The 26,449-nt window shown below is 71.6% G+C and carries 20 protein-coding genes; 13 read left to right on the forward strand and 7 right to left on the reverse strand.

Annotation, left to right across the window (positions count from 1 at the left end):
- Positions 1 to 97: 97 nt before the first annotated feature.
- Positions 98 to 1,369 carry a lipase family protein gene (locus ACIF83_RS09455; RefSeq protein ID WP_399724964.1) on the reverse strand — a complete coding sequence of 424 codons (1,272 nt, stop codon included), beginning with the start codon at positions 1,367 to 1,369 and terminating at the stop codon, positions 98 to 100.
- Between the two features lie 223 nt (positions 1,370 to 1,592).
- On the opposite strand from ACIF83_RS09455, the gene ACIF83_RS09460 reads away from it, so the two are divergent.
- Positions 1,593 to 2,387, forward strand: a complete 795-nt coding sequence (locus ACIF83_RS09460; RefSeq protein WP_393469993.1) for a DUF817 domain-containing protein — start codon at positions 1,593 to 1,595, stop codon at positions 2,385 to 2,387.
- Positions 2,388 to 2,482: 95 nt separating this feature from the next.
- On the opposite strand, the gene ACIF83_RS09465 is transcribed toward ACIF83_RS09460, so the two are convergent.
- Entirely contained in the window at positions 2,483 to 5,176 is a 2,694-nt protein-coding gene (locus tag ACIF83_RS09465) for an FAD/NAD(P)-binding protein (protein WP_393469991.1), read from the reverse strand.
- Positions 5,177 to 5,370: 194 nt separating this feature from the next.
- Between ACIF83_RS09465 and ACIF83_RS09470 the strand changes: the two genes are divergently transcribed.
- Together ACIF83_RS09470 and ACIF83_RS09475 are read left to right on the forward strand one after the other, a co-directional pair.
- Entirely contained in the window at positions 5,371 to 6,618 is a 1,248-nt protein-coding gene (locus tag ACIF83_RS09470; protein ID WP_399724967.1) for an Ig-like domain-containing protein, read from the forward strand.
- A gap of 183 nt (positions 6,619 to 6,801) precedes the next feature.
- A complete protein-coding gene (locus ACIF83_RS09475) occupies positions 6,802 to 8,199 on the forward strand; it encodes a glycoside hydrolase family 16 protein (protein ID WP_399724970.1) in 1,398 nt (465 codons plus the stop codon).
- 334 nt (positions 8,200 to 8,533) lie between these two features.
- Here ACIF83_RS09475 and ACIF83_RS09480 read toward each other — a convergent pair whose 3' ends face one another.
- A complete protein-coding gene (locus ACIF83_RS09480; RefSeq protein ID WP_393469982.1) occupies positions 8,534 to 9,130 on the reverse strand; it encodes a TetR/AcrR family transcriptional regulator in 597 nt (198 codons plus the stop codon).
- A gap of 164 nt (positions 9,131 to 9,294) precedes the next feature.
- On the opposite strand from ACIF83_RS09480, the gene ACIF83_RS09485 reads away from it, so the two are divergent.
- Positions 9,295 to 10,254 (forward strand): alpha/beta hydrolase family protein, encoded by a 960-nt coding sequence (locus tag ACIF83_RS09485; RefSeq protein ID WP_399724973.1) that lies wholly within the window; start codon positions 9,295 to 9,297, stop codon positions 10,252 to 10,254.
- A gap of 10 nt (positions 10,255 to 10,264) precedes the next feature.
- Here the strand turns inward: ACIF83_RS09485 and ACIF83_RS09490 are convergent, their stop codons facing one another.
- A complete protein-coding gene (locus ACIF83_RS09490; protein WP_393469976.1) occupies positions 10,265 to 11,155 on the reverse strand; it encodes a helix-turn-helix domain-containing protein in 891 nt (296 codons plus the stop codon).
- Positions 11,156 to 11,300: 145 nt separating this feature from the next.
- Here ACIF83_RS09490 and tkt point away from each other — a divergent pair, with 145 nt between their 5' ends.
- Genes tkt through ACIF83_RS09525 form a run of 7 tightly spaced genes read left to right on the forward strand, consistent with a single transcriptional unit; the run spans position 11,301 to position 20,193 of the window.
- Positions 11,301 to 13,376 carry a transketolase gene (tkt, locus tag ACIF83_RS09495; RefSeq protein ID WP_393469974.1) on the forward strand — a complete coding sequence of 692 codons (2,076 nt, stop codon included), beginning with the start codon at positions 11,301 to 11,303 and terminating at the stop codon, positions 13,374 to 13,376.
- Positions 13,377 to 13,395: 19 nt separating this feature from the next.
- A complete protein-coding gene (gene tal, locus ACIF83_RS09500; RefSeq protein ID WP_399724977.1) occupies positions 13,396 to 14,538 on the forward strand; it encodes a transaldolase in 1,143 nt (380 codons plus the stop codon).
- Complete coding sequence (zwf, locus tag ACIF83_RS09505; RefSeq protein WP_399724980.1) at positions 14,538 to 16,130, forward strand: glucose-6-phosphate dehydrogenase; 1,593 nt, start codon at positions 14,538 to 14,540, stop codon at positions 16,128 to 16,130. Before tal ends, zwf begins: the two co-directional genes overlap by 1 nt.
- Positions 16,127 to 17,053, forward strand: a complete 927-nt coding sequence (gene opcA / locus ACIF83_RS09510) for a glucose-6-phosphate dehydrogenase assembly protein OpcA (RefSeq protein WP_399724983.1) — start codon at positions 16,127 to 16,129, stop codon at positions 17,051 to 17,053. The genes zwf and opcA overlap by 4 nt, the downstream gene beginning before the upstream one ends.
- 1 nt (position 17,054) lies before the next feature.
- Positions 17,055 to 18,707, forward strand: coding sequence for a glucose-6-phosphate isomerase (gene pgi, locus ACIF83_RS09515; RefSeq protein WP_399724986.1), 1,653 nt, complete (start codon positions 17,055 to 17,057; stop codon positions 18,705 to 18,707).
- Between the two features lie 7 nt (positions 18,708 to 18,714).
- Entirely contained in the window at positions 18,715 to 19,593 is an 879-nt protein-coding gene (gnd, locus tag ACIF83_RS09520) for a phosphogluconate dehydrogenase (NAD(+)-dependent, decarboxylating) (protein WP_398140394.1), read from the forward strand.
- Positions 19,594 to 19,599: 6 nt separating this feature from the next.
- Positions 19,600 to 20,193 (forward strand): histidine phosphatase family protein, encoded by a 594-nt coding sequence (locus ACIF83_RS09525; protein ID WP_393469956.1) that lies wholly within the window; start codon positions 19,600 to 19,602, stop codon positions 20,191 to 20,193.
- A 22-nt stretch (positions 20,194 to 20,215) separates the two neighbouring features.
- On the opposite strand, the gene ACIF83_RS09530 is transcribed toward ACIF83_RS09525, so the two are convergent.
- A complete protein-coding gene (locus ACIF83_RS09530) occupies positions 20,216 to 22,105 on the reverse strand; it encodes an ArnT family glycosyltransferase (protein WP_399724990.1) in 1,890 nt (629 codons plus the stop codon).
- Positions 22,106 to 22,659: 554 nt separating this feature from the next.
- The gene (locus ACIF83_RS09535) at positions 22,660 to 23,547 is read right to left on the reverse strand and encodes a shikimate dehydrogenase (RefSeq protein ID WP_399724993.1); all 888 of its coding nucleotides are present in this window, start codon (positions 23,545 to 23,547) and stop codon (positions 22,660 to 22,662) included.
- A gap of 154 nt (positions 23,548 to 23,701) precedes the next feature.
- Here ACIF83_RS09535 and ACIF83_RS09540 point away from each other — a divergent pair, with 154 nt between their 5' ends.
- Together ACIF83_RS09540 and ACIF83_RS09545 are read left to right on the forward strand one after the other, a co-directional pair.
- Entirely contained in the window at positions 23,702 to 24,367 is a 666-nt protein-coding gene (locus ACIF83_RS09540; protein ID WP_399724996.1) for a TetR/AcrR family transcriptional regulator, read from the forward strand.
- A 183-nt stretch (positions 24,368 to 24,550) separates the two neighbouring features.
- Complete coding sequence (locus ACIF83_RS09545) at positions 24,551 to 25,909, forward strand: MFS transporter (RefSeq protein WP_399724999.1); 1,359 nt, start codon at positions 24,551 to 24,553, stop codon at positions 25,907 to 25,909.
- A 177-nt stretch (positions 25,910 to 26,086) separates the two neighbouring features.
- On the opposite strand, the gene ACIF83_RS09550 is transcribed toward ACIF83_RS09545, so the two are convergent.
- Positions 26,087 to 26,428 (reverse strand): VOC family protein, encoded by a 342-nt coding sequence (locus ACIF83_RS09550; protein WP_399725002.1) that lies wholly within the window; start codon positions 26,426 to 26,428, stop codon positions 26,087 to 26,089.
- Between the last annotated feature and the right edge of the window lie 21 nt (positions 26,429 to 26,449).

Below are 26,449 nucleotides of genomic sequence, written 5' to 3' on the forward strand. Positions count from 1 at the left end.
TGCGAACACCTCGAACCCTCGCCGTCATCGGCGAAGTCCCCGTGCCGTGGGGTTCCGGCACGGGGATTTTGACGGCGGGCGAACTCCGCCGCGGGGATCAGCAGTTGCCCTTCGTCTCCTTTCCGTCGAACCGGTCGCCGAGCCAGGCCACGACATCGCCGACCGCCTGGGCGTCGCCGGTGAGGTGGTCACCGACGTACGACGTCCACTGGGTGGTGATCCCGGCGGCGCAGTAGGCGCGGCGGGTCTCACTCGCCATCTGCGCCGGGATCACCTCGTCCGCCAGGCCCCGATACTGCAGCACCGGGAAGCCGATCTCGTAGCGGGCGCCCGAGCCGGGGGTGCCGACCCCGGCGCCCAGTTTGTTGGCCGCGACGACGTCGCCCCAGGTGGCGCCGCCGGAGCCGTGCAGGGCGTACATCTGGTCGAGCGTCAGCCCGTCCTTGGTGTACTGCTCGATCCGCGCGCCCGGGAAACGGCTCACGGTACCGACCGCGCACAGCGACTCGGCGTCCTTGACGGCCTTGCGGCCGCTGTCGTTGAGGAGGTCGTCGAACGGCATGTCGGGATGGGTGACGGACAGACCGATGAACGCGTCCATCAGGAACCCGGCGAAGAACTGTCCGTCGAGGTTGCTCGCCACCTGCTTGAGGTCGGCGGGGACCCCGCCCGAGGCCGAGCCGACGACGTTCAGTCCAGGGGCGTAGGACCGGGCGAGCTGGGCCGCCCACAGGCTGCCGGAGCCGCCCTCCGAATAGCCCCAGATCCCGATCTTGGCATCGGGGCTCACCCCGGTGCCGGGCACCCGGGAGGCCGCGCGGGCCATGTCGAGGGTGGCGTGACCGGCCTCCACCCCCGAGGCGTACGGGTGGACCTTGCCGTCCATGTAGCCCTGGCCGTCCGTCGCGGCGACGGCGTAACCGGCGTTGAGCAGCGCCGCGATGTTCGGACCCTCGTAGGCGTCCTGGTACTGGCCCGCGAGCTGCTTGGAGAACGCGCACTGCGGTCCGATGCCGAGGGTGCCCGGCACGAACGCGACCAGCGGCCGCTCGCCCGGTCCGGTCCACGGCTTCCGCGGTACGACGACGGTGCCGACGACGGAGACCGGCCGGCCCCGCCCGTCGGTGGAGCCGTACTGCACCTTCCAGGCGTTCAGCGGCGGACCGCCGATCACCATGGGCAGCGAGTCGACCTTGCGGCAGGCGACGACGGCGCCCGGTGCGGCGGTGGGGCTGTCCGGGGGCCGGTAGATGTCGGCGTCAGCGGCGGAGCACGCCTCCGGCGTCCCGGCCGCAGCGGTCGCCGCCGGCACCGCCAGCAGTCCGCCGAGCAGGCTCGCGGCGGCGAGCAGTGCGGCTCTCTTCGGCAACGGCTTCCTGGGCCTTGGGGAGTTCACCTCAGAGCGTCCCTTCTGTGGGGTGAAGAGTGAAGCTGAGCAGGCCGAGAGGTTACGGAGGCGTAGGTAAGCGCTGATAGTTAAAGGACGATGAACCGGCGGGGGCGGGGCTGTGCGCCGGTGACTAGCGCGGCGGGAGGACCGATCGGCTCTCCGGGCAACCGGAGGCGGGCCCGGCGTCGTCCTCGTGATCACCATGCCCACTACAAATCCGGCCGGCTCTCCGGCCTCCCCGATCGGTCAGCTGCTCGATTTCACCTGGGTGCAGACCCGGGCCTGCGCCTTCGCCATCGCCCTGCTGGCCGGGGTGGCGGCATCGACCCTGCTGCCGCCGCTGCCGGTGGCCCGCTACGACCTGCTCGCCTGCTACGGCGTGCTCCTCACGCTGCTGTTCTGGCGGCGCGGCTGGGAGAGCGGACGCGACGTCGCCGTCATCGCCGCCTGCCATGTCATCGGTCTCGCCTTCGAGTTGGTGAAGGTCTCGCTCGGCTCGTGGAGCTACCCGGAACCGGCCGTGCTGAAGTTCGCGGGCGTCCCGCTGTACGGGGGCTTCCTCTACGCGGCCGTCGGCAGCTACATCTGCCGGGCCTGGCACCTGTTCGACCTGGAAGTGGTCCGCTACCGGCCACGGGCGACGGCCCTGGTGGCCACCGCCGTATACATCAACTTCTTCAGCCACCACTGGCTGCCCGACGTCCGCTGGCCCCTGGCGGCCCTCCTCGTGGCCGTCACCGCGGGCACCACCGTGCACTTCACGGTGCGCGGGACACGGCGCCGCATGCCGCTCGCGCTGTCCTTCACCCTGATCGGGTTCTTCCTGTGGCTGGCGGAGAACATCGCCACCTATGTGGGCGCGTGGCGCTACCCGTACCAGCTGCACGGCTGGCAGCCCGTCGACGTCGGCAAGTTCGGCGCCTGGGCCCTGCTCATCAGCGTCACGTTCGTCCTCGCGGCGTTCGGCCGGTCCAGGACGCCCTCTGCACCTCGGTGACTGCCGTTGCGCCCCAGGCTCCCCCGGCAGGGGGAGCCTGGGGCCGGTTTCCGGCATGCGATCGAGTCGGGGCCCCAGTGGAGGCGGACGTCCGGTCAGCCGGACAGGCCGGCCAGCAACCGCCGGTCCCGGGGAGCCGGTTTGCGGTCGAGGCGGGCGTCCAGGAGGCGGCGGGCGGCGTCACTGCGGCCCGCTGCCACGAGGGCGTACAGCAGTGTCTCCTCGACGACCTCCCGCTGGGCCGCGCTGCCGCCGACGCTGCGCAGCACGGGCAGCAGCGCGTCGAGGCCACGGGCCGCCTCCGCGAAGCGTTCCTCGACGAGCGCGGCCAGCGCCTCGCACAGCGGCGCGACGACCTCGCGTTGCACCAGGTCCGCCCCCAGGGCGTGGTCGCGCAGCCGGCGCAGGGCGGGCAGGTCCCCGGCGGCGGTGCGGGCGACCGCGACGTGCAGCGCGGTGAACGCGGTCGCCGGCCGCTCCAGCACCTCCCGCTCGACCGACTCCAGCACGTCGGCCGCGGGCAGTTCGCCCCGCCAGCTGTCGCTCAGCCGCGCCCGCCACAGCAGCGACCCCGAGTCGACCAGGGCCCGCATTCCGGTCACCCGGCCGGGCGCGAGCTGCGCGAACCAGCGCCTGCGGACCGCCGCCGGGTCGTCGAGGGCGAGTTCGTGCAGCGCGATGTGCCAGGAGAAGTGCGCCCGGTGGACCGCACCCCGGCCCCGGCCCGACACCCAGCGGTCCAGCCAGTCGCGTCCGGCCTCGTGCGCGCCCGACTCGTAGTGCACGTGCGCCAGGGCGTGCACAGCGTGCCCGGAGGCGGGCTCGACGGCCAGCGCCCGGTGTGCCAGCTCGCCCGCCTCGTACAGGCGGCCCTCCTCCTGGCGCAGGAAGGCGAGCAGCGAGGTGTGGAACCAGTGTCCGTCGTACGCCGGTGACGTCAGTTCGAGCAGACCGAGCGCGTCGTCGTCGTGCAGGTCGCTGACCCCTGAGAAGGCGATGGTGGGCACGGCGGCGGCGAGCGCGAGTGCGTCGGCGGGGTAGGTCCGCAGGTGTCGTACGAGCGCCTCGTCCCCGTCGTCGCCGGTGATCCGCTGTGTGACCACGTCCACGAAGGACCGCTCGCGTGTGTCGGCCCGCTCGCGGGCGCAGCGCTGTGCGTCGGCGAGGGCGCGGGGCACGTCGACGGCGGCCCCGCACTCGTGGCCCAACAGCGCGAGGGCGGCGTGGCCGAGGGCGAAGCCGGGGTCGAGGGCGACCGCGCGGGCGAAGGCCTGCGGGGCACCGGAGCGGACCTTGAGGACCCGGTCGAGTCCGCCGCGGTAGGCGGCGGCCGCCTCGGCGTGGGTGGTCAGGGCGAGGCCGTGCCCGTCGACGGGGCGGCGGGTCGTACGGCGCCTCGGGGTGATCGGGGCCAGCAGCTGTTGGGCCAACTCGGCTGCCTGGACGCGGATTTCGGGGATCGCGGTGGTCTCCCACAGCTCGCCCCGGCGCGGGGCGCCCAGCGTGAACAGCGGGAGCCCGGCACCGCCCCGGTCGTCGAGGAGGCGGCCGTCCCGGGTCGCGACGCCCATGCCGAGCGGACCGGGAACCGCCGCCCCGGACGCGAACAGCCCGCGCCACAGCGGGGCGTCGAGGTTCCGCCCCGGGCCGGTGCAGTCGACCACCCAGCCCACGTGCAGCGTACGGCCGCCCGAGAGCTCGACGGCGAGCCCCGCGTCGTCGGACGCCATGGCCCGCACGACCGCGCCCGTGTGGACCTGGAGGCGGCGCGCGGTGCGGGCCCGGGAGACGTGCTCGGCGGTGGCGGGGGCCATGCGGTGGCGGTGGGTGTTCCACAGGGCGCCCTCGCGGGCGAGGAACTCCTCCCGCTCCTCGGGGGTGAGGCTGCGCCACAGACGCGTGGTGTGCGGGCGGAGGCTGTCGAGGCCGGGGCGCCAGTCGCCGTGCGTGCGGACCGAGCGGCTGAGGTGCCGGTAGACGGCACGGCGCAGCCGGCCCAGGGACGCGTCGTGCAGGTCCTGCGGCGCGGGCATCACGGCGGCCGGGCCGAGCGCGTGCGGCTGGGGCAGCAGGCCGTTGCGGGAGAGGGCGTGGAGGGTGCGGCCGGGGCGGTCGAGGGTCAGCGCCAGGTCGACAGCGGTCAGGCCCGTGCCGACGAGCAGCACGTCGTCGCTGCCGTCCCGGGCGCCGTCCGAGGCGCCCTCCAGGGCCCCGTCCAGCGCGCCCGGCGCCCACGGCGCGCCGACGAAGCGAGGCGAGGCGCGCAGAGCGGGCGGAGCCCATGCGGCGGTCGCGGCGGCGGGGCCGGTGGCGAGGACCGCGGCGTCGGCGGTCAGGTGTCCCCCGTCGGCGAGGCTCAGCTCCACCCTGCCGTCGGGGGTGCCGGTACAGCTCTCCGCCCGGGTGCGCAGCCGGCGTACGGCGACCGTGCCGTGGGCGCGGACGATCGCCTGGCCGAGGGTGTCGGCGAGGTAGGCGCCGTAGCGGTAGCGGGTGGCGTAGTCGGCGCCGGTGACCTCGGGTTCGCCGTGCCGGCACAGCCAGCGGGTGAAGTGGCCCGGATCGTCCGGGTAGGCGCTCATGTTGCCGGCGGGCACGTTCAGGCGGTGACGTGGGTCGCGGGTGGCATAGGCGGTGCCCCGGCCCGCCTCGGGGGCCGCGTCGATCAGGACGACGTCGAGGGGAGTCCGGCGGCGGGTCGCCGTCTCGCAGAGCTGGACCGCGGTCAGGGCGCCTGCCGCGCCGGCTCCGACGATGGCCACGGTCTGCCGCTTGCGGACGTCGGTCACGGATACCTCCGGCTGGTCGGTGAAACTGTTTCTTCACTCTTCCGATCGGGTCCCGGCCCCCACAACCACGACTTCCAGCCGTCTCGGCGTGTCCTCATGGGAATCTCAGGGAGCACCCCGCGGATTCAAAGGGCCGGCCCAGACAACCGGCGCAGGATGCCCACGCACCGACAGACAACTCAGGAAGGCGTGTCGTGGGCGTCTCGCACATATCGAACCGGTCCGGACAGCGGTCGCGCGGGTGGTCCCGGCGCGGAATCCTCGCCGTTCTCGGAGCGGTACCGGCCGCCGCCCTGGCGGGCTGCAGTTCCTCGACGGATGCCTCGACGGCCTCGGAGGGCAAAGGCGCGACGGCGTCCGCGCGGGCCGCGACGACGAAGCAGGCGACCGTCGCCGTCACGCCCGCGGCCGGCAAGAAGTTGGCCGATTTCACCAGCCCCGTCGAGGTCACCGTCACCGACGGCACGTTGACCTCCGTCCACGTCACCGGCAACGACGGCTCCACCCTGGCGGGCACCCTCAACCCGGCCAGGACCAAGTGGACCTCGGCCCGAAATCCCTACTCGGGCACGAAGTACACGGTGACGGCCAAGACGGAGGGCGCCGCCGAGGAGACCGTGTCGACGTTCACCACCAGGTCGCCCGGCGCCACGTTCGTCAGCTACTTCACACCAGAGGCGGGCTCCACCTCCGGTGTCGGCATGCCGGTGTCGATCAACTTCACGCACGCCGTCGCCGACCGGGCCGCCGTCCAGAAGGCGATCACGGTGACCGCCGAACCGGCCGTCGAGGTGGTGGGACACTGGTTCAGCGACACCCGGCTGGACTTCCGCCCGGAGACCTACTGGGCCCCCGGCACGAAGATCACCCTCAGCCTGCGGCTGAAGGACGTCGAGGGTGCGGACGGCGTCTACGGCATCCAGCACAAGGACGCCACCTTCCACATCGGCCGCGAGCAGATCAGCACGGTCGACCTCACGACGAAGACGATGACGGTCCGTCGGGACGGGAGGACCGCCGCCGCCTACCCGGTCACCGGCGGCGACTCCGGCCACACCACCTGGTCCGGGATCATGGTGATCAGCGAGCGCTTCAAGCAGACCCGCATGCAGTCGTCCACGGTCGGCCTCGGCGACGAGTACGACATCCCGGACGTGCCGCACGCCCAGCGGCTCACCACCTCCGGCACCTTCGTGCACGGCAACTACTGGGCGGCCGCCTCGGTGTTCGGGCACCGGAACGCCAGTCACGGCTGCATCGGCCTGCACGACGCCAAGGGCGCGGGCGACAGCTCCGTGGCCGGCTACAAGTTCTACGAGAGTTCGATGCTCGGCGACGTGGTGATCGTGAAGAACTCCGGCGAGAGGACCGTGGACCCGGCCAACGGGCTCAACGGGTGGAACCTGTCCTGGGCCGACTGGAAGGCGGGCAGCGCGGTCTGAGCCGGTCTGGGTGGCTTCATGGGGTGAACTCCCGTGCGGCAAAAGGAGTTTCTCTGCTTTAACTCTTGACGACCGCAGGGCCGGGGAGCACATTGGCGGCACCTTGAGAGCGCTCTCAATTCATCATGGGAGCGCTCTCACGGGGCTCCCGCACTCCCCTCCGTACCCGAGAGGCCCTCCCTCATGAGCGAATCCTCCGGCATACCCAGACCCCGCGCCTTCCGCCGCGCGCTCGTCGCCGCGGTCGCCACGCTCGGTCTGGCCGCCGCCGTGGCGACGGCGGCCACCGCACCCGCCAGCGCCTCGGCCCCGACTCCCCCGTCGGGCTGGACGCAGGTCTTCCTCGACGACTTCAACGGCTCGGCCGGCTCCGGCGTCAACACCTCCAACTGGCAGTACGACACCGGCACTTCGTATCCCGGCGGCGCCGCGAACTGGGGCACCGGCGAGGTCGAGACAATGACCTCCAGCACCAACAACGTCGCGCTGGACGGCAATGGCAACCTGCTCATCACCCCGCGCCGCGACGCGTCCGGCAACTGGACCTCCGGGCGCATCGAGACGACCCGCACCGACTTCCAGCCACCGGCAGGCGGCAAGCTGCGCGTGCAGGCCCGTATCCAGATGCCCAACGTCACCGGCGCGGCCGCCAAGGGCTACTGGCCGGCGTTCTGGATGCTGGGCGCGCCCTACCGCGGCAACTACCAGAACTGGCCGAGCGTCGGCGAGCTGGACATCATGGAGAACGTCCAGGGCCTGAACACCGACTGGGCCACGATGCACTGCGGCACCAACCCGGGCGGCCCCTGCAACGAGACCTCCGGTATCGGCAATTCCACCCCCTGCACCGGCAGCACCTGCCAGGCGGGCTTCCACACCTACGCGATGGAGTGGGACCGCTCGACCAGCCCCGAGGAGATCCGCTTCTACCTCGACGGCGTCAACTTCCACACGGTCAAGGCCAACCAGGTCGACGCGACGACCTGGGCCAACGCCACCAACCACGGCTTCTTCGTCATCCTGAACGTGGCGATGGGCGGCGGCTTCCCGGCCGCCTTCGGCGGCGGCCCGGACAGTGGCACCGAGCCGAACCACCCGATGACCGTGGACTACGTACAGGTGCTCCAGTCCACGGGCGGCGGCGGCACCACTCCCCCGCCCTCCGGCAACCGGGACGCCTACAGCGCGATCCAGGCCGAGTCCGACGACAGCCAGTCCGGCGTGAGCACCGAGACCACCACGGACACCGGCGGCGGACAGGACATCGGCTCCCTCGCGAACGGCGACTGGGCCCTCTACAAGGGCGTCGACTTCGGCTCCACTGCGGCCACCCAGTTCTACGGGCGGGTGGCGAGCGGCGCCGGGTCCGGGGTGAGCGGCCTGGTCGAGGTGCGCCTCGACAGCCGCAGCAACGCACCCGTCGGCAGCTTCGCCCTGTCCAACACCGGGGGCTGGCAGAGCTGGAAGACGATCCCGGCGAACATCACCTCGGTGACCGGCACGCACGACGTCTATCTCACCTTCACCAGCGGCCAGCCGTCCGACTTCGTGAACGTGAACTGGTTCGACTTCGGCCACTGACAGGGGTGCCGACGCCGCCCCGCGAGCGGGACCGCCGCGGCCGGCGCATCCAGCCCGGTCCGGGAGCGAGTTCACACTCCCTCCCGGACCGGGCCGATGCACGCACGGCGGGGCTGCGAGGATGGGGCGTGTGGTGACGGATGCGAAGTGGGAGCGGATCCGGAGGGGCCCTGATTTCGAGACCTGGTGGGCGGACAGCCGGCAGCAGATCCGTCTGAAGCCGGCCGATCCGCGCTACCTGCGGAGGGACTTCGCGGAGTTCACCGCACGTTTCAGGCCCGGCCGGCCGGCCGACGTCGGCCGACCGGTACTCGCCGGCCGACCACCGTCGCCGTCAGGCCGACTGCGGTCGCCGTAGCCCCCGAAGGAGCAGTTCGACCAGTCGGCGGGGGTCGTAGCGGGGGTCGCTGTCGCGGCCGATGCAGAGGTTGCCGATGCCGCGCATCAGTTCGTAGGGGTGCGTACCGGGCCTGATCTCGTCGGCGTCGACCGCGGCGTCGAGCAACTGCGCGCAGACAGGCACCAGTCGGTCGAGGAAGTAGGAGTGCAGCGCCTCGAAGCCGCTGCTGTCCGACTGCATCGCGTTGGCGAGTCCGTGCTTCGTGACCAGGAAGTCGACGAAGAGGTCGACCCACTGACGGAGTGCCGCGAACGGGGAGTCGGCGCTGACCAGCAGGCTCGGGCCGGCCTCGGCGCAGGCCTCGACCTGGTGGCGGTAGACGGCGACGACGAGGTCCGCCCGCGTCGGGAAGTGGCGGTAGATGGTCCCCACCCCGACCCCCGCCCTGGCCGCGATCTCACGGATCGGCGCATCGACGCCGGAGGTGACGAACACCGCGGCGGCGGCGGCAAGCAGCGTCTGCTGATTGCGCTGCGCGTCGGCCCGCCTGCTTCGGGCCGGCACCTCCCCGGACTGGCCTGCAGTGGGCACCACGCTCTCCTCCCGATGATCCTTGCCTAACCGGAACACTGTTCCGTATATTAATCGGAACGACGTTCCGGTTTCAGGGTAGCTGAAACCGGACGCTCCCGACCGCCTCCCCCCGCCGGACGAACGAGACCGGCAGCAGAGGCAATCGAAGGGACACACACATCGTGAGTGCATCGACCTCCACAGCCGGCAGTCCCGGCTCGCCCACCCCCGTCCTCTCGGTCAGTCCGGTGGCGCTGCCGGCCCCCGACCGCGCCGTGGACCTCCAGGTGCGCGTCTCCGCGCCGGTGACCGGAAACGACCTGCCGGTCATCCTTCTCTCGCACGGCCAGGGCTACTCGAACCACCTGTCCTCGCTGAACGGCTACGCGCCCCTCGTCAACTTCTGGGCGGCGCACGGGTTCGTCGTGATCCAGCCCACCCACCTGAGCTCACGGACCCTGACACTGGATCCCGACACCCCCGGGGCCCCTCTGTACTGGCGATCACGCGCCGAGGACATGACGCGCATCCTCGACCGGCTCGACGCGATCGAGGCCGCCGTCCCGCAGCTCCTCGGGCGCTTGGACCGAAACAAGGTCGCCGTGGCCGGGCACTCGATGGGCGGGCACACCGCGAGCCTGCTGCTGGGCGCCCGGCTCACCGATCCGGACGACGGAAAGGAAGTGAACCTGGCCGAGCCCCGGATCACGGCGGGGGTGCTGCTCGCCGCACCCGGCCGAGGGGGCGATGCCCTCACCGATTTCGTGGCCGAGAACTGGCCCTTCTTCTCGACCACGGACTTCTCCGGGATGACGACGCCCACGCTCGTGGTCGCCGGCGACAAGGACGACTCCGCCCACCTCACGGTCCGGGGCCCGGACTGGCACGCCGATCCGTACTTCCTCTCCCCGGGCCCCAAGTCCCTGCTCACCCTGTTCGACGCGGAACACGGCCTCGGCGGTGTCTCCGGATACGACGTCGCCGAGACCACGGACGAGAACCCCGGGCGCGTGGCCGCGATCCAGCGGCTCACCTGGGCCTACCTCCGCAGCCGGCTCAACCCCGGGGACCCCGCCTGGCAGGCGGCGTGTGAAGCGCTGGCGGCCGGCCCGAGCCCGCTCGGACGGGTCGAGTCCAAGTAACGCCGAGGCGCTACCGCAGCTCCGCCCGGAACGCCGCCGGCGGGACGCCGGTGTGCAGATGGAAGAACTTGGAGAAGTTCGCCGCGTCGGGGAAGCCCACGGCCGCCCCGACGCGGCCTATCGGCATGTCCGTGTGGGCGAGCAGGCGCTTGGCCTCCAGGACCACCCGCTTGTCGATGAACCCCTTCGGCGTCTCACCGGTGGCCGCGCGGACCGCGCGGACGAGGGTGCGGCGGGAGTAACCGAGCGCGTCGGCGTACGCGCTGACGCTGTGGTTGGTCGCGAAGCCCTGCTCCACCGCGTCCCGGAAGAGGGTGAAGGTGGTGTCCGCCTGCTCCCGGGACGACTCCGCCGAACTGGCCGCGAGATGGGCCAGACGCAGCAGGAACGCGGTCAGCGTGTGCCGGAGCACGGCCGTGTGCAGGCTCAGCGGGAGCGTCGCGGTGTCCTCGTACTCGCGGCGCAGCTGGTCGAGGGCCGCTTGCAGGGCGGCCAGCCGTGCCGGGTCGGGGTGCAGCAGCGGGGGCAGGTCGTAGCGGTAGAGGCCGGTGGCCTCGACGGTGGCGCGGGGCAGGAAGCCGGGCTGCATGGTCAGGACGGTGCCGCGGTACTCACTGGTCCGGGAGAACCGGTGGACCTGTCCGGGGCGGATCCACAGCAGGTCGCCGGCCGACGCCTCGTACTCGGCGAAGTCGATCATGTGCCGTACGGGGCCCCCGGTGAAGAGCATGACGACGTGGAAGTCGATGCGGTGGACGCGATGCAGCGGCGCGTCGACGTGCCAACTGTGGTCGGTCCCCATGGGGCCGACCTGCATGCCGACACCGCCGACGGCCAGCTCGGTCGGGAAGGGGAAGGTCCTGATGCCCTCACCGTCGCCTTGATGCGTTCTGTCCGCCATGTCTTGATCGTGCCGCCCTGTCGCCCGTTCGCTGTCCCAGATTCACCACAGGCTGACACACCTCTCCCTTCCCTCTAAAAAGTCAGACTTTTAGTTTTGAACGCGTCCAGCCAGCGATCCCGCACTGAACGAGGACTTCTTGAAGATGAGCACGCAGACATCCGACGGCTTCGAGTGGACCGACCTCGACCGGCGTGCCGTGGACACCGCCCGACTTCTCGCGGCTGACGCGGTGCAGAAGGTCGGCAACGGCCACCCGGGAACCGCAATGAGCCTGGCCCCTGCCGCGTACACGATCTTTCAGAAGGTGATGCGACATGACCCGGCCGACCCGGAGTGGACCGGCCGTGACCGCTTCGTGCTGTCCCCCGGCCACACCTCGCTGACCCTCTACACCCAGCTCTTCCTCGCCGGGTACGAGCTGGAACTGGACGACCTGAAGGCGTTCCGCACCCACGGCTCGAAGACGCCCGGCCACCCGGAGTACGGGCACACCGCCGGCGTCGAGACCACCACCGGCCCGCTCGGCCAGGGCGTCGCCAACGCCGTCGGCATGGCGATGGCCGCCCGCTACGAGCGCGGCCTGTTCGACCCCGAGGCCCCCGAGGGCACCTCCCCCTTCGACCACACCGTCTGGGCGATCGTCTCCGACGGCGACCTGGAGGAGGGCGTCTCCGCCGAGGCCTCCTCCCTGGCGGGCCACCAGAAGCTCGGCAACCTGGTCTTCCTCTACGACGACAACCACATCTCCATCGAGGGCGACACCGCGACCGCCTTCTCCGAGGACGTGCTGAAGCGGTACGAGGCCTACGGCTGGCACACCCAGCGCATCGAGCCCACCGCCGACGGCGACGTGGACGTGCCCGCCCTGTACGCGGCGCTGAAGACCGCGCAGGCCGAGACCGAGCGGCCCTCGATCATCGCGATGCGCACGATCATCGCCTGGCCGGCCCCGAACGCGCAGAACACCGAGGCCTCCCACGGCTCCGCGCTCGGCGCGGACGAGATCGCGGCCACCAAGCGCGTCCTCGGTTTCGACCCGGAGCAGTCCTTCGAGGTCACCGACGAGGTCCTGAATCACACCCGCCGAGCCCTGGACCGAGGCGCCGAGGCGCACGCGGCCTGGGACAAGCGGATCGCCGAGTGGCGCACGGCCGACCCGGAGCGGGCCCAGCTGTTCGACCGGATCAGCAAGGGTGAGCTGCCCGAGGGCTGGCAGGACGCCCTGCCGGTCTTCGAGGAGGGCAAGTCCGTCGCCACCCGTGCCGCCTCCGGCAAGGTGCTGCAGGCGCTCGGCCCGGTCCTCCCCGAGCTGTGGGGCGGCTCCGCCGACCTGGCCGGCTCGAACAACACCACCATCGACAGGACCAGCTCCTTCCTGCCCAAGGGCAACCCGCTGCCCGAGGCGGACCCGTACGGCCGAACCGTCCACTTCGGCATCCGCGAGTTCTCGATGGCCGCGGAGATGAACGGCATCGCCCTGCACGGCAACACCCGCGTCTACGGCGGCACCTTCCTGGTCTTCTCCGACTACATGCGCAACGCCGTCCGGATGTCGGCGCTGATGCAGCTGCCCGTGACGTACGTGTGGACGCACGACTCCGTCGGCCTCGGCGAGGACGGGCCCACCCACCAGCCGGTCGAACACCTGGCCTCGCTGCGCGCGATCCCGGGCCTGAACGTCGTCCGCCCGGCGGACGCCAACGAGACCGCGGTCGTCTGGGCCGAGATCCTGAAGAGGCACGCCACCGCCCCGGCACCGCACGGGCTCGCACTCACCCGCCAGGGCGTGCCGGTGTACGCGCCCCACGAGGACGCGGCCAAGGGCGGCTATGTGCTGCGCGAGTCCTCGACCGAGACCCCGGAGGTGATCATCATCGCTACGGGATCCGAGGTGCAGCTGGCCGTCGCCGCGCGGGAGCGGCTGGAGGCCGAGGGGATCGGCACGCGGGTGGTGTCGATGCCGTCCGTGGAGTGGTTCGAGGAGCAGCCGCGCGCCTACCGCGAGAGCGTGCTGCCGCCGGCCGTGAAGGCCCGTGTCGCCGTCGAGGCCGGTATCGGTCTGACGTGGTACCGGTTCGTGGGCGACGCAGGTCGGATTGTCTCACTGGAACATTTCGGTGCCTCCGCCGATGCGACCACACTGTTCGCCGAGTTCGGCTTCACCCCCGAGAACGTCGCCGCCGCTGCCCGCGAATCGCTGGCCGCCGCGCGCGCCTGATACCGACGCGACTAGAAAGATGATCACTGTGACCGAAGCAATCGCGACCCCGGGAGCCCTCGAGCGCCTCGCCGACGAGGACGTGTCGATCTGGCTGGACGACCTGTCGCGCAAGCGGATCACGTCGGGCGGCCTGGCCGAGCTGGTGAAGAGCGGTGGCGTCGTCGGCGTCACCACCAACCCGTCGATCTTCCAGGCGGCCATAGGCTCCGGCGAGGGCTACGAGGAGCAGCTGACCGACCTCGCCGTACGGAGTGTCACGGTCGAAGAAGCCGTGCGGATGATGACGACCGCCGATGTGCGCGCGGCCGCCGACATCCTGCGTCCGGTGTACGACGCCACCGGTGGCCGCGACGGCCGGGTCTCCATCGAGGTCGACCCCCGCCTCGCGCACCACACCATGGCGACGGTCGCCGAGGCCAGGCAGCTGGCCTGGCTGGTCGACCGCCCCAACGTGATGATCAAGATCCCGGCGACCGAGGCGGGCCTTCCGGCCATCACCGAGGTCATCGGCCTCGGCATCAGTGTGAACGTGACGCTGATCTTCTCCCTGGAGCGCTACCGCGAGGTCATGGCCGCCTACCTGGCCGGCCTGGCGAAGGCCCGCGAGCGGGGCCTGGACCTGTCGCGGATCCACTCGGTGGCTTCCTTCTTCGTCTCCCGCGTGGACAGCGAGATCGACAAGCGGCTGACCGCCCTCGGCACCGACGAGGCCCTCGCGCTCAAGGGCCGGGCGGCGCTCGCCAACGCGCGGCTCGCCTACGAGGCGTACGAGGAAGTCTTCGCCTCCGAGGGCTGGCAGGCGCTCGCGGCGGACAAGGCGAACAAGCAGCGCCCGCTGTGGGCCTCCACCGGCGTGAAGGATCCCGCGTACAAGGACACGCTGTACGTGGACGAGTTGGTCGCGCCCGGTACCGTGAACACGATGCCGGAGGCCACCCTGAAGGCCACCGCCGACCACGGCGAGATCACCGGTGACACGGTGACCGGCGGCTACGCGCAGGCCCGCGCCGACCTCGCCGCCGTGGAGCGGCTCGGCATCTCCTACGACGAGGTCGTCCAGCAGCTGGAGGACGAAGGCGTCGCCAAGTTCGAGACGGCCTGGCAGGAGCTGCTGGACGCCGTCACCAAGTCCCTGGACAGCAAGGGAGTTGACGCGTAATGACGACCAATGCTCCGGAGCCCGAGACGCCTCCCGCCGCGCTGGTCGGCGTCCCGGACGCCCCGGCCACCGACTGGGACAACCCGCTGCGCGACGCCCGCGACCGCCGGCTCCCGCGGATCGCGGGCCCCTCCGGTCTGGTCATCTTCGGTGTGACCGGCGACCTGTCCCGCAAGAAGCTGATGCCGGCCGTGTACGACCTGGCCAACCGCGGCCTGCTGCCGCCGGGCTTCTCCCTCGTCGGCTTCGCCCGCCGCGACTGGGAGGACCAGGACTTCGCACAGGTCGTCCATGACGCGGTGCGCGAGCACTCCCGCACCCCGTTCCGCGAGGAGGTGTGGCAACAGCTCGCCGAGGGCATGCGGTTCATCCCCGGCGACTTCGACGACGACACCGCCTTCAAGCAGCTGAAGCAGGCCGTCGAGGAGCTGGACGCCTCCCGCGGCACCGGCGGCAACTTCGCCTTCTACCTCTCCGTGCCGCCGAAGTTCTTCCCCAAGGTCGTGCAGCAGCTGAAGAAGCACGGCCTGGCCAACCCGCCGCAGGGCTCCTGGCGCCGGGCGGTCATCGAGAAGCCGTTCGGCCACGACCTGAAGTCGGCCCAGGAGCTGAACGCGGTCGTGCACGACGTGTTCGAGCCCGACCAGGTCTTCCGGATCGACCACTACCTGGGCAAGGAGACCGTCCAGAACATCCTGGCGCTCCGCTTCGCCAACCAGATGTACGAGCCGATCTGGAACCGCAGTTACGTCGACCACGTGCAGATCACCATGGCCGAGGACATCGGCATCGGCGGCCGCGCGGGCTACTACGACGGCATCGGCTCGGCCCGTGACGTCATCCAGAACCACCTCCTGCAGTTGATGGCACTCACCGCCATGGAGGAGCCCATCGCGTTCGACGCGGAGGCGCTGCTCACCGAGAAGCTGAAGGTGCTCAAGTCGGTGCGGCTGCCGCAGGAGCTGGGCAAGCACACCGTGCGCGGCCAGTACGCGGCCGGCTGGCAGGGCGGCGAGAAGGTCGTCGGCTACCTGGAGGAGGACGGCATCGACCCCAAGTCGAAGACCGACACCTTCGCCGCGATCAAGCTGGGCATCGACAACCGCCGCTGGGCGGGCGTCCCGTTCTACCTGCGCACCGGCAAGCGGCTCGGCCGCCGGGTCACCGAGATCGCGGTGGTCTTCAAGCGGGCCCCGCACTCCCCGTTCGACTCCACCGCCACCGAGGAGCTGGGCCAGAACGCGATCGTCATCCGCGTCCAGCCCGACGAGGGCATGACCGTCCGGTTCGGCTCGAAGGTGCCGGGCACCTCGATGGAGATCCGGGACGTGTCCATGGACTTCGCCTACGGCGAGTCGTTCACCGAGTCGAGCCCGGAGGCGTACGAGCGGCTCATCCTGGACGTACTGCTCGGCGACGCCAATTTGTTCCCCCGTCACCAGGAAGTGGAAGAGTCCTGGAAGATCCTCGACCCGATCGAGGAGTACTGGGCGGCGCACGGCAGGCCGGCGCAGTACGCATCGGGCAGCTGGGGACCGAGGGAAGCCGACGAGATGCTCGCACGAGACGGACGGAGCTGGCGCAGGCCATGAAGATCGACCTGACCGACACCACGGCAAGCAAGATCAACAAGGCGCTGGTGCAGGGCCGCCGCGCCATCGGCACCCCTGCCGTGGGCATGGTCCTGACGATGGTCATCGTCACGGACGAGGAGAACGCCTACGACTCGATCAAGGCCGCCGAGGAAGCCTCGCACGAGCACCCCTCGCGCACCCTGGTCGTCATCAAGCGGCACGCCCGCACCCTGCGCGACCGCACCGCCTCGCGGCTGGACGCCGAGGTCCGGGTCGGCTCGGAGGCCGGCACCGGCGAGACCGTCGTGCTGCGGACCTACGGCGAAGTGTCCGACCACGCCGGCTCCGTGGTCCTGCCGCTGCTGCTGCCGGACGCCCCGGTGGTCGTGTGGTGGCCGGTGGACGCTCCGGACACCCCGTCCAAGGACCCGCTCGGCGCGCTCGCCCAGCGCCGGATCACCGACCTGTACGCGGTCGAACGGCCGATGGAGGTCCTGGAGACCCGGGCCGGCAACTACGCGCCCGGCGACACCGACCTCGCCTGGACCCGGCTCACGCTGTGGCGGTCCATGCTGGCCGCGGCCCTGGACCAGGCCCGCGAGAAGGTCACGTCGGCGGCCGTGGAGGCCGAGGCGGACAACCCCAGCGCCGAACTCCTCGCCCGCTGGCTGGAGGCCCGCCTGCACGTCCGGGTGGACCGCGTGGTCACCGCGGGCCCGGTCGTCACGGCCGTACGCCTCGGCACCGCGAACGGCGAGATCGTCATCGACCGGCCCGAAGGCCCCCTCGCGACGCTCACCCTGCCCGGCCAGCCGCCGCGCACCCTCGCTCTGAAGGTCCGTGGCACCTCCGAACTCATCGCCGAGGAGCTGCGCCGCCTCGACGCCGACGAGATGTACGCCATCGCCCTCAAGGGCGTGGCCGCCAAGGAGAACGCCTGAGATGTCCGACGCACCGTCAGACTTCCCCAAGCTCACCCGCCGGCCGGAATGGACGGCCCTCGCCGACCACCGCGCCGAGGGGCAGCCGCACCTGCGTGAGCTGTTCGCGACGGACCCCGGCCGCGCCGAGCGGTACGTCGTCCGGGTGGGCGATCTGCACATCGACTACAGCAAGCACCTGATCACCGACGAGACCCTGGCGCTCCTCCAGGAACTCGCCACCGCAACCGGCGTATTCGCGCTGCGGGACGCCACGTTCCGCGGCGAGAGGATCAACATCACCGAGCGGCGGGCCGTCCTGCACACCGCGCTGCGCGCCCCGCGGGACGCGGTGGTCGAGGTCGACGGCGAGAACGTCGTACCGCGTGTGCACGCCGTCCTGGACAAGATGGCCGGGTTCGCCGAGCGGGTCCGCTCGGGCGAGTGGACCGGCCACACCGGCAAGCGGATCCGCAACGTCGTCAACGTCGGCATCGGCGGGTCCGACCTCGGCCCGGCGATGGCTTACGAGTCCCTGCGCGCCTTCACGGCACGGGAGTTGACGTTCCGGTTCGTGTCGAACGTGGACGGCGCCGACCTGCACGAGGCCACCCGCGACCTGGACCCGGCGGAGACCCTGTTCATCGTCGCGTCCAAGACGTTCACCACGATCGAGACGATCACCAACGCCACCTCGGCCCGCTCCTGGCTGCTGAAGGCCTTTGACGGCGAAGAGAAGGCGGTCGCAAAGCACTTCGTGGCCCTGTCCACGAACGCCGAGAAGGTTGCCGAGTTCGGCATCGACACGGCCAACATGTTCGAGTTCTGGGACTGGGTCGGCGGCCGCTACTCCTACGACTCCGCGATCGGCCTGTCCCTGATGATCGCCATCGGGCCCGACCGGTTCCGGGAGATGCTCGACGGCTTCCGCCTGGTCGACGACCACTTCCGCACCGCGCCCGCCGAGTCCAACGCGCCCCTGCTCCTGGGCCTGCTGGGCATCTGGTACGGCAACTTCCACGACGCCCAGTCGCACGCGGTGCTGCCGTACAGCCACTACCTCTCCAAGTTCACCGCCTATCTCCAGCAGCTGGACATGGAGTCCAACGGCAAGTCGGTGGACCGGGCCGGCGACCCGGTGGAGTGGCAGACCGGCCCGGTCGTGTGGGGCACGCCCGGCACGAACGGACAGCACGCCTACTACCAGCTCATCCACCAGGGCACCAAGCTGATCCCGGCGGACTTCATCGGCTTCGCCGAGCCGGTCGCCGAGCTGAGCGGTGAACTCAAGGCCCAGCACGACCTGTTGATGGCCAACTTCTTCGCCCAGACCCAGGCCCTCGCCTTCGGCAAGACGGCCGAGGAGGTCCGCGCGGAGGGCGTGCCGGAGGAGCAGGTGGCGCACCGCACCTTCCGCGGCAACCACCCCACCACCACGATCCTCGCGCGCGAGCTGACCCCGTCCGTGCTCGGCCAGCTGGTCGCGCTCTACGAGCACAAGGTGTTCGTCCAGGGCGCCGTCTGGAACATCGACTCCTTCGACCAGTGGGGCGTGGAGCTGGGCAAGGTCCTCGCCAAGCGCATCGAGCCCGCCCTGACCACCGGCGCGGACGTGCCCGGTCTCGACCCGTCCACCACGGCCCTCGTCGCCGCCTACCGCAATCTCAGGAAGTGAACTGATCATGCAGCTCGGTCTCATCGGTCTCGGCAAGATGGGCGGCAACATGCGCGAGCGGATCCGCCGCGCCGGCCACACCGTCCTCGGCTACGACCGCAACCCGGAGGTCTCCGACGTCAAGAGCCTCGAGGAACTGGTCCAGCAGCTCGACGCGCCGCGCACCATCTGGGTGATGGTCCCGGCCGGCACCGCCACCCAGACGGTCATCGACGAACTCAAGGACCTGCTCTTCCCCGGCGACGTGGTCGTGGACGGCGGCAACTCCCGCTGGACGGACGACGAGAAGCACGCCGCCGAACTCGGCATCAAGGGCATCGGCTTCGTCGACGCGGGTGTCTCCGGCGGTGTGTGGGGCCTGCAGAACGGCTACGCGCTCATGGTCGGCGGCGACAAGGAGCACGTGGAGCGCCTGAAGCCCATCTTCGAGGCGCTCAAGCCGGAGGGCCCCTACGGCTACGTCCACGCCGGCCGGGTCGGCGCCGGGCACTTCTCGAAGATGGTCCACAACGGCATCGAGTACGCCATGATGCAGGCCTACGCCGAGGGCTGGGAGCTGCTGGAGAAGGTCCACTCGGTGGAGAACGTCCGCGAGGTGTTCCGCTCCTGGCAGGAGGGCACCGTCATCCGTTCCTGGCTGCTGGACCTCGCGGTCAACGCCCTGGACGAGGACGAGCACCTGGAGAAGCTGCGCGGGTACGCGGAGGACTCCGGCGAGGGCCGCTGGACGGTCGAGGCCGCCATCGACAACGCGGTGCCGCTGCCCGCGATCACCGCCTCGCTGTTCGCCCGGTTCGCCTCCCGGCAGGACGACTCCCCGCAGATGAAGATGATCGCCGCGCTGCGCAACCAGTTCGGCGGGCACGCCGTAGAGACCAAGGGCTGAGCGGCCGTGGGGGACCTCCTGCTGGTCCGCCACGGCGAGACGGAGTGGAGCGTGTCGGGACAGCACACCAGCTGGACCGACCTGCCCCTCACCACGCACGGTGAGGAACAGGCCAAGTCCCTCGCCCCGCTCCTCACCGAACGGACCTACGCCCTCGCGCTGACCAGCCCGCTGGACCGCGCGATACGCACCGCCGAACTGGCCGGCCTGACCGGGGCCGTACCCGACCCGGATCTCCACGAGTGGGACTACGGCGGCTACGAGGGTGTCACCACGGTCGACATCCATCGCACCCGCCCCGACTGGGACCTGTGGACCGACGGCGTACCGCCCGGCCCCGAAGGGCGCCCCGGCGAGTCGCCCGAGCAGATCGGGGCGCGCGCCGACCGGGTGCTGGCCCGGGTGGAGAAGGCGCTCGCCACGGACACCGGTGACGTGATCCTGGTCGCGCACGCCCACTTCCTGCGGGTGCTCGCCGCCCGCCGGCTGGGTCTGCCGCCTGCCGAGGGCAGGCTGTTCCAGCTGGCGACCGGCACGGTCAGCCGGCTCTCCACGGAGCACGGACGGCCGGTCGTCGCCGAGTGGAACCGACGCCCGTAGCAGCCACTTTCCGCGGCCCGGGTCACCCCGAGTGACCCGGGCCGCAGTCGTACAGCAGCCGGGTCCGGTCGCCGGGGTCGTAGGCGGCGGGCGGGACGAGCCGGCAGTGGGCGGTGGTCCAGCGCACCAGGGTCGCGGCCGGGACGCGTGCGGTACGGGCGCCGGGGCGCAGGTCGGCGCGCGACAGGACGACGTAGCGCAGCCGCCCGGAGCCGATCAGGCGGTGGAAGGCCGCCGGTGCCGGGTACGGGACGCGGCCGGTGAAGCCGCCCATCGGCAGCACGGGCGCGTCGGCGGCGATGACGTAGGGCGCGGCGGCCTGCCAGCCGGGGACCGCGGCCAGGTAGCGGGCGCCGTCGCGGTGCGCGGTCAGGTAGGCGAGGAGCCGCTGCCGCTCGGGGCCGAGCGTGGACAGCACGGAGCCGGTGCGGGTGCTGGTGGGGCCGACCCGGCCGAAGCCGCCGGGCTGGTTGTAGCGCAGGGACAGCGCGGAGGCCGACCACACGGCCGGGATCAGCAGGACGGCACAGACGCCGACGGCGAGTGCGGCCGGCCGGCGCGCGCCGGCCAGGAGCAGCGCGAGCAGGCCCAGGGCCACGGCGTACGCCGCCGACCAGGCGAAGAACCGCGGGTACCACAGCGTCAGGGCCGCGCACCAGAAGACATTGACCAGCAGCACCACCGGCAGCACACGACTGCGTCGCGCCCGCGCGATCCCGGCCGCGGCGAGCGCGCACACGGCCACCGCGACCACGCCCATGTAGTAGGTGTGGCCGGTCACGCTGCCGAAGCTGAACACCAGGAAGAAGGTCGCCAGCCACACGCCCCACAGCAGGAACCCGGCGAACAGCGGGTCCGTGCGCGGCAGGCCCCGCCCGCGCAGCGCGAGCAGCCCGCCGACGAGGCCGAACGCGGCGAGCGGGTACAGCCAGCCCGTCTGGGTGGCCAGGCCCGGGCCGAACATCTTCCAGACGCCGTCGCCCATGCCGGGCGGCAGCCGGTGGCCGCCGTGGGCCGCCCGGCTCGCGACGATGCTGCCGGTGCCGGCCGCGTCGACGCCGACGGCATGAAAGCGTGTCAGGAAGTTGTAGCCGACGACCATCCCGAACGGCGAGTCGTCGGTGGTGCCGTCGAGGTACGGGCGGGCCCCGGACGGGGTGAACGCGGCCACCAGCATCCACGACAGCGACACCACGACCATGACCGCTGCGGCCAGGGCGAGATGGCCGACGCGGCGGCGGAGCGTGGTGGGGGCGGCGACGGCATAGGTCACGGCCAGGGCGGGCAGCACCGCCCACGCCTCCAGCATCTTGCACTGGAAGGCGAGCCCCACCCAGAACGCGGCGAGCAGCAGGGTGCGCGGCCGGGCGTGCACGGTGGCCCGCCAGGTGGCCTCGGCGGCCAGCAGCAGGAGCAGCACGAACGGCGCGTCCTCGGTGACCGAACGGCCCAGGCCCACGGTCACCGGCGTCAGCGCGAGGAACGCGGCGGCGAGCAGCCCGGCCGGCACCCCGGCCCAGCGGCGCACCAGGACGTGGAGCAGCAGCACGCAGGCCACCGTCTCCAGCGCCTGCGGCAGCACCAGCGCCCACGGGTGGAATCCGAACAGCAGCGCGGAGAGGGCCTGCGGCCACAGGAACCCGGGCAGCTTGTCCAGGGTGATGGAGTTCGCCGGGTCGAAGGAGCCGTAGAAGAAGGCGACCGGGTTGTCGGTCATGCTGCGTACGGCGGCCGCGTAGAAGGCGTGGTAGGCGCTGTTGCCGAGCCCCCACAGACACAACACGGCCGTGAGCGCGGCGAGGGCCGCCAGCACCGGGCGCTCGTAGCGGTCGGCGCCGGTGCGTACGGCCGTGGTGGGTATGGGCGGTGGGGCATGGCGGACGAGGAGTGGCTTGCTGGCGGGGCTCGGCATGTACGGCCTTCCAGGCATCCCGGGGATGTCACGGTCCGGGACGCTGGGCACGCCTCGCACCGTGGTGAGTATCGGCCGGGGCTGCGGGGCCGGTGGCCGAGGCGGGGCCGGGTCTCACCGAGGTCTCACCGCGGGCACACCTGCTGCTTGGCGGGCTCTCACCGGGGGCGAGCCGCTGCCCGGGGCGCCCTCACGGGGTGCGAACACGGCCTGCCTCCGGCTCACCGACGTACGGGGGCTGTCCGACGCGCGTACCGGCGCCGACCGCAGCCACCGCGTCCGTATGTGTTCGTATGTGTTCGTATGCGTCCACGGTCGAGCCGGGGTGCTCGGCCACCGTGGCCCGGCCGGCCTGCCCCGGCTGCGTGGCACCCGGCGCCTCGGCCGCGTGGGCGCCACCGCATGACATCCCGCGGCTCGGCCGCGTGGGCGCGACCAGCCGTGGACGGCCCGCCCCTGTACGCCGCCTGACCCGCGTCATAGCGCCTGCCCCGCGTCAGACCGCGGCCCGCCCCTGTACGCCGCCTGACCCGCGTCATAGCGCCTGCCCCGCGTCAGACCGCCCGCCCCGCGGAGTACTCCGCGCCGGCCAGTTCCGTGATGTCCGCCAGCATGCGGACCGTATCGGGCTCACGGCCCGTGAACAGGCGGAAGGCGTCAGCGGCCTGGAAGACCGCCATCCCGCCCCCGTCCAGCACCGCGCAGCCGGCCGCCCGCGCCGTGCGCAGCAGTTCGGTCTCCAGCGGGCGGTAGACGACCTCGGCGACCCACAGCCCGGGGTGCAGGAGGTCCGCGGGCAGGGGCAGGCCGGGGTGGGCGGCCATGCCGGTGGGGGTCGCGTGGACGAGGCCGTCGGCGCGGGACAGCAGGTCCGCGAGGCGCTCCGGGGGCGCGGAAGCCGCCCGGCCGGCGCCGAAGTGCCCGTTCAGGGACGCGGCGAGGGCGGCGGCGCGCTCCGGCAGCGCGTCGACGACCGTGACCCGCTCGGCGCCGAGGGTGAGGGTGGCGTGGGCGACGGCCGCGCCCGCTCCGCCGGCGCCGAGCTGCACGATCTCCCGCAGGGGTGCGTCGGGCAGGCCGCGCGCGAAGGACGCGGCGAAGCCCGTGACGTCCGTGTTGTGCCCGACCGCTCGCCCGTCCGGCTCGAGGACGACCGTGTTGACCGCGCCGAGCGCCTCGGCCTGCGGGGCGAGCGCGTCGAGGTGCTCGATGACGAGCTGCTTGCACGGGTGGGTGATGTTGAGCCCGTCGAAGCCCAGGTCACCGGCCGCCCGGACGAGATCCCCCACGGCCTCGGGCGGCATGCCGAGCGCGTCGATGTCGATGAGCCGGTAGAGGTAGCGCAGCCCTTGGCGATCGGCCTCGCGTTCGTGCAGCGCGGGACTGAGCGACGGGCCGATGCCGGAACCGATCAGCCCGACGAGATACGCGTCCTTGGCCACGGGGACCTCCTGGTACGACTCACTAATGTACGAACTAGTACGTTAGCTATATCAGTCTCCGCCCGCTTCGGAAAGGCCGGGCCGGTCCGGCGGGTCCTGCTCCGGGCCCTGCTTCTACAATCACCGGCACTGGCCCCATGCCCGAAGGAACCCGATGACCAGCGTCGAAGAACCGGTACACCCCGGCGGGCGGACGCGTGACGCCCTCCGCACCCAGGCCGAGATCCTCGACGTGGCCACGCAGGAGTTCGCACGGGCCGGCTACGACGGCGCCCGGGTGGACGAGATCGCGGCCCGCACCCGCACCACCAAGCGGATGATCTACTACTACTTCGGCGGCAAGGAGCAGCTGTTCACGGCCGTGCTGGAGCGTGCGTACGGCGTGATCCGCGAGGTCGAGCAGCGGCTGGACGTCGAGCACCTGGACCCGGTCGCGGCGATCCGGCGCCTGGCCGAGCTGACCTTCGACCACCACGAGCAGCACCCGGACTTCATCCGCCTGGTCAGCATCGAGAACATCCACGGAGCCGAGCACATCGCGGCCTCCGAGAAGCTCGGGCGGATGGGTTCCCCGGTGCTGGACGTGATCCGCCGGATCCTGGCCGCCGGACAGGACTCCGGGCTGTTCACGGCCGAAGTCGACGCCGTCGACCTGCACGCGATGATCAGCTCGTTCTGCTTCTTCCGGGTCGCCAACCGGCACACCTTCGGCGCCCTGTTCGGCCGCGACCTGGTGGACCCGGCGCAGCGCGAGCACTACCGGACCATGCTCGGCGACATGGTGATCGCCTACCTCACCGCGGAACGAGCCACCGACTGACGCGGACCGACGCGCACCGACCGGCTCACGCACGACCTCTTGACACGGCGGAAACGCGGGCGCAACATCCCACCCACCACAACTAACTATCCAGTGGGTTAATTAGCTGCCGAGATCCGGCCCTCCGCCCCGCCGCCCACTCCGCCCCTCCGCAGGGTGGAGTTCCCCCGAAGGAGCACCGCCGTGTCCGTCCCCACCCCCGCGCCCGCCGCCGAGGCCCCACCCGGCCAGCCGAGGAAGGCCGCCACCGCCGCCTGGATCGGCAGCGCGCTCGAGTACTACGACTTCTTCATCTACGGCAGCGCCGCCGCGCTGATCTTCCCGAAGGTGTTCTTCGACGCCTCCGACCCGGCGACCGCGACCCTGCTGTCGCTGGCCACGTTCGGGGTGGCCTATGCGGCCCGGCCCATCGGCGCCCTGTTCCTCGGGCACGTCGGGGACCGGCTCGGGCGCAAGAAGATCATGGTGTTCACGCTGATCCTGATGGGTCTGTCGACGTTCCTGATCGGCTGTCTGCCGACCCGCGCGCAGGTCGGCACCCTCGCTCCGGTGCTGCTGGTGCTGTGCCGGGTCCTGCAGGGCATATCGGCCGCCGGTGAGCAGGCCAGTGCCAGCTCGATGAGCCTGGAGCACGCGCCACCGGACCGGCGGGGCTTCTTCACCAGCTTCACGCTCAGCGGCACCCAGGGCGGCCAGCTCATCGCCACCCTCGTCTTCATCCCCATCGCCCAGCTCCCCGAGGACCAACTGCTGTCCTGGGGCTGGCGGGTGCCGTTCTGGCTGAGCGTGGCGGTCGCCGTCGTCGGCTACGTCATCCGGCGCAGGCTCCAGGAGACCCCGGCGTTCGCCCGGCAGGCGGCGACCGAGGGCGTGGTCCGACTGCCGCTGGCGGTGCTGATGCGGGAACACTGGGCGGATGTGCTGCGGGTGATCGCGGGCGCGCTGATCGCCTCGGTGAGCACGATCCTCACGGTGTGGGCGCTCGCGTACGCCACGAGCGACGCGGTCGGCATGTCCCGCACGTCGATGCTGTGGGTGGGCGCCCTGGCCAACCTGGTCGCCCTGGCCGCGATCCCGCTGTGGGCGACGCTGTCCGACCGGATCGGGCGCCGCCCCGTCTACCTGATCGGCGCGGTGGGCAGCGCGGCGGCGATGGCCGGCTACCTGTGGGCGATCTCCACCGGCTCCTACCCCCTCACACTGACCCTCGGGATCATCGCCTTCGGTCTCGTCTACAGCGCCGCGAACGGCGTGTGGCCCGCCTTCTACGGCGAGATGTTCGCGACCCGGGTCCGGCTGTCCGGCATGGCGATCGGCACCCAGATCGGCTTCGCGGTGGCGGGATTCGCGGTCACCTTCGCCGCCGAGATCGCCGGCCCCGGCGGCGACGACTGGCAGGCGGTCGCCCTGTTCACCGCGGCTCTGTGCGTCCCTCCGACCCTGGCAGCCCTCTCCGCCCGCGAGACCCACACGGTCCCGACGGAACTCCTGGGCGAACGGGCGGGCCGCAGCGGGTCACACCAGGAGACGGTGTCGGCCTGACCCGCTTCGACCTGCCGGCAACCGCACGACGCGCCGGGCTGCCGGGCCTGCACCGCCTCCACACGGCAGGCCCGGCAGTCCGACAGCCGACAACAGCCGCCCCGACCGCGCCCCGGCGACTCCCGGTATCCGGACGTGAACGCCGGCACCGACCACCCGCCCCGTACCCTCGCAGCGCTACGGCCGTGGATGGCGCGGCTCGTACAGCCCGAGCCGACCGCCGCCCGGCAGCCGGAGCGCGGTGAGCCGGCCCCACCGAGCCTCCTCGACCGACTGCGTGAACTCCACGCCTTTCTCGGCGAGTTGCTCCCGTGTCGCGTCGAGGTCGTCGCACATCAGCATCAGCTCGTGCGACGGGCTGCCCTCCGTCGGATGACAGGCCACCTCCGTGGGCGGCGCCTGGAAGATCAGCCAACCGTGGCCCGCGTCGACGTGCGGCCATCCGAGGACGTCCCGCAGGAAGGCCCGGTCGGCTTCGGCGTCACGGCTGTAGATCACCACATGTGCCCCATTGATCACGCGCGGAGGCTAGTGCGGGAG

Source organism: Streptomyces sp. NPDC085866 (genome assembly GCF_044541035.1).
In the GTDB taxonomy this organism is placed as follows: domain Bacteria; phylum Actinomycetota; class Actinomycetes; order Streptomycetales; family Streptomycetaceae; genus Streptomyces.

Bases quoted from the DNA above. Each gene is read 5' to 3' on its own strand.
- ACIF83_RS09460 (WP_393469993.1), top strand. From the start codon at position 1,593: ATGCCCACTACAAATCCGGCCGGCTCTCCGGCCTCCCCGATCGGTCAG.
- ACIF83_RS09475 (WP_399724970.1), top strand. From the start codon at position 6,802: ATGAGCGAATCCTCCGGCATACCCAGACCCCGCGCCTTCCGCCGCGCG.
- ACIF83_RS09490 (WP_393469976.1), bottom strand. From the start codon at position 11,155: ATGGCGGACAGAACGCATCAAGGCGACGGTGAGGGCATCAGGACCTTC.
- tkt (WP_393469974.1), top strand. From the start codon at position 11,301: ATGAGCACGCAGACATCCGACGGCTTCGAGTGGACCGACCTCGACCGG.
- tal (WP_399724977.1), top strand. From the start codon at position 13,396: ATGATCACTGTGACCGAAGCAATCGCGACCCCGGGAGCCCTCGAGCGC.
- zwf (WP_399724980.1), top strand. From the start codon at position 14,538: ATGACGACCAATGCTCCGGAGCCCGAGACGCCTCCCGCCGCGCTGGTC.
- opcA (WP_399724983.1), top strand. From the start codon at position 16,127: ATGAAGATCGACCTGACCGACACCACGGCAAGCAAGATCAACAAGGCG.
- pgi (WP_399724986.1), top strand. From the start codon at position 17,055: ATGTCCGACGCACCGTCAGACTTCCCCAAGCTCACCCGCCGGCCGGAA.
- gnd (WP_398140394.1), top strand. From the start codon at position 18,715: ATGCAGCTCGGTCTCATCGGTCTCGGCAAGATGGGCGGCAACATGCGC.
- ACIF83_RS09530 (WP_399724990.1), bottom strand. From the start codon at position 22,105: ATGCCGAGCCCCGCCAGCAAGCCACTCCTCGTCCGCCATGCCCCACCG.
- ACIF83_RS09540 (WP_399724996.1), top strand. From the start codon at position 23,702: ATGACCAGCGTCGAAGAACCGGTACACCCCGGCGGGCGGACGCGTGAC.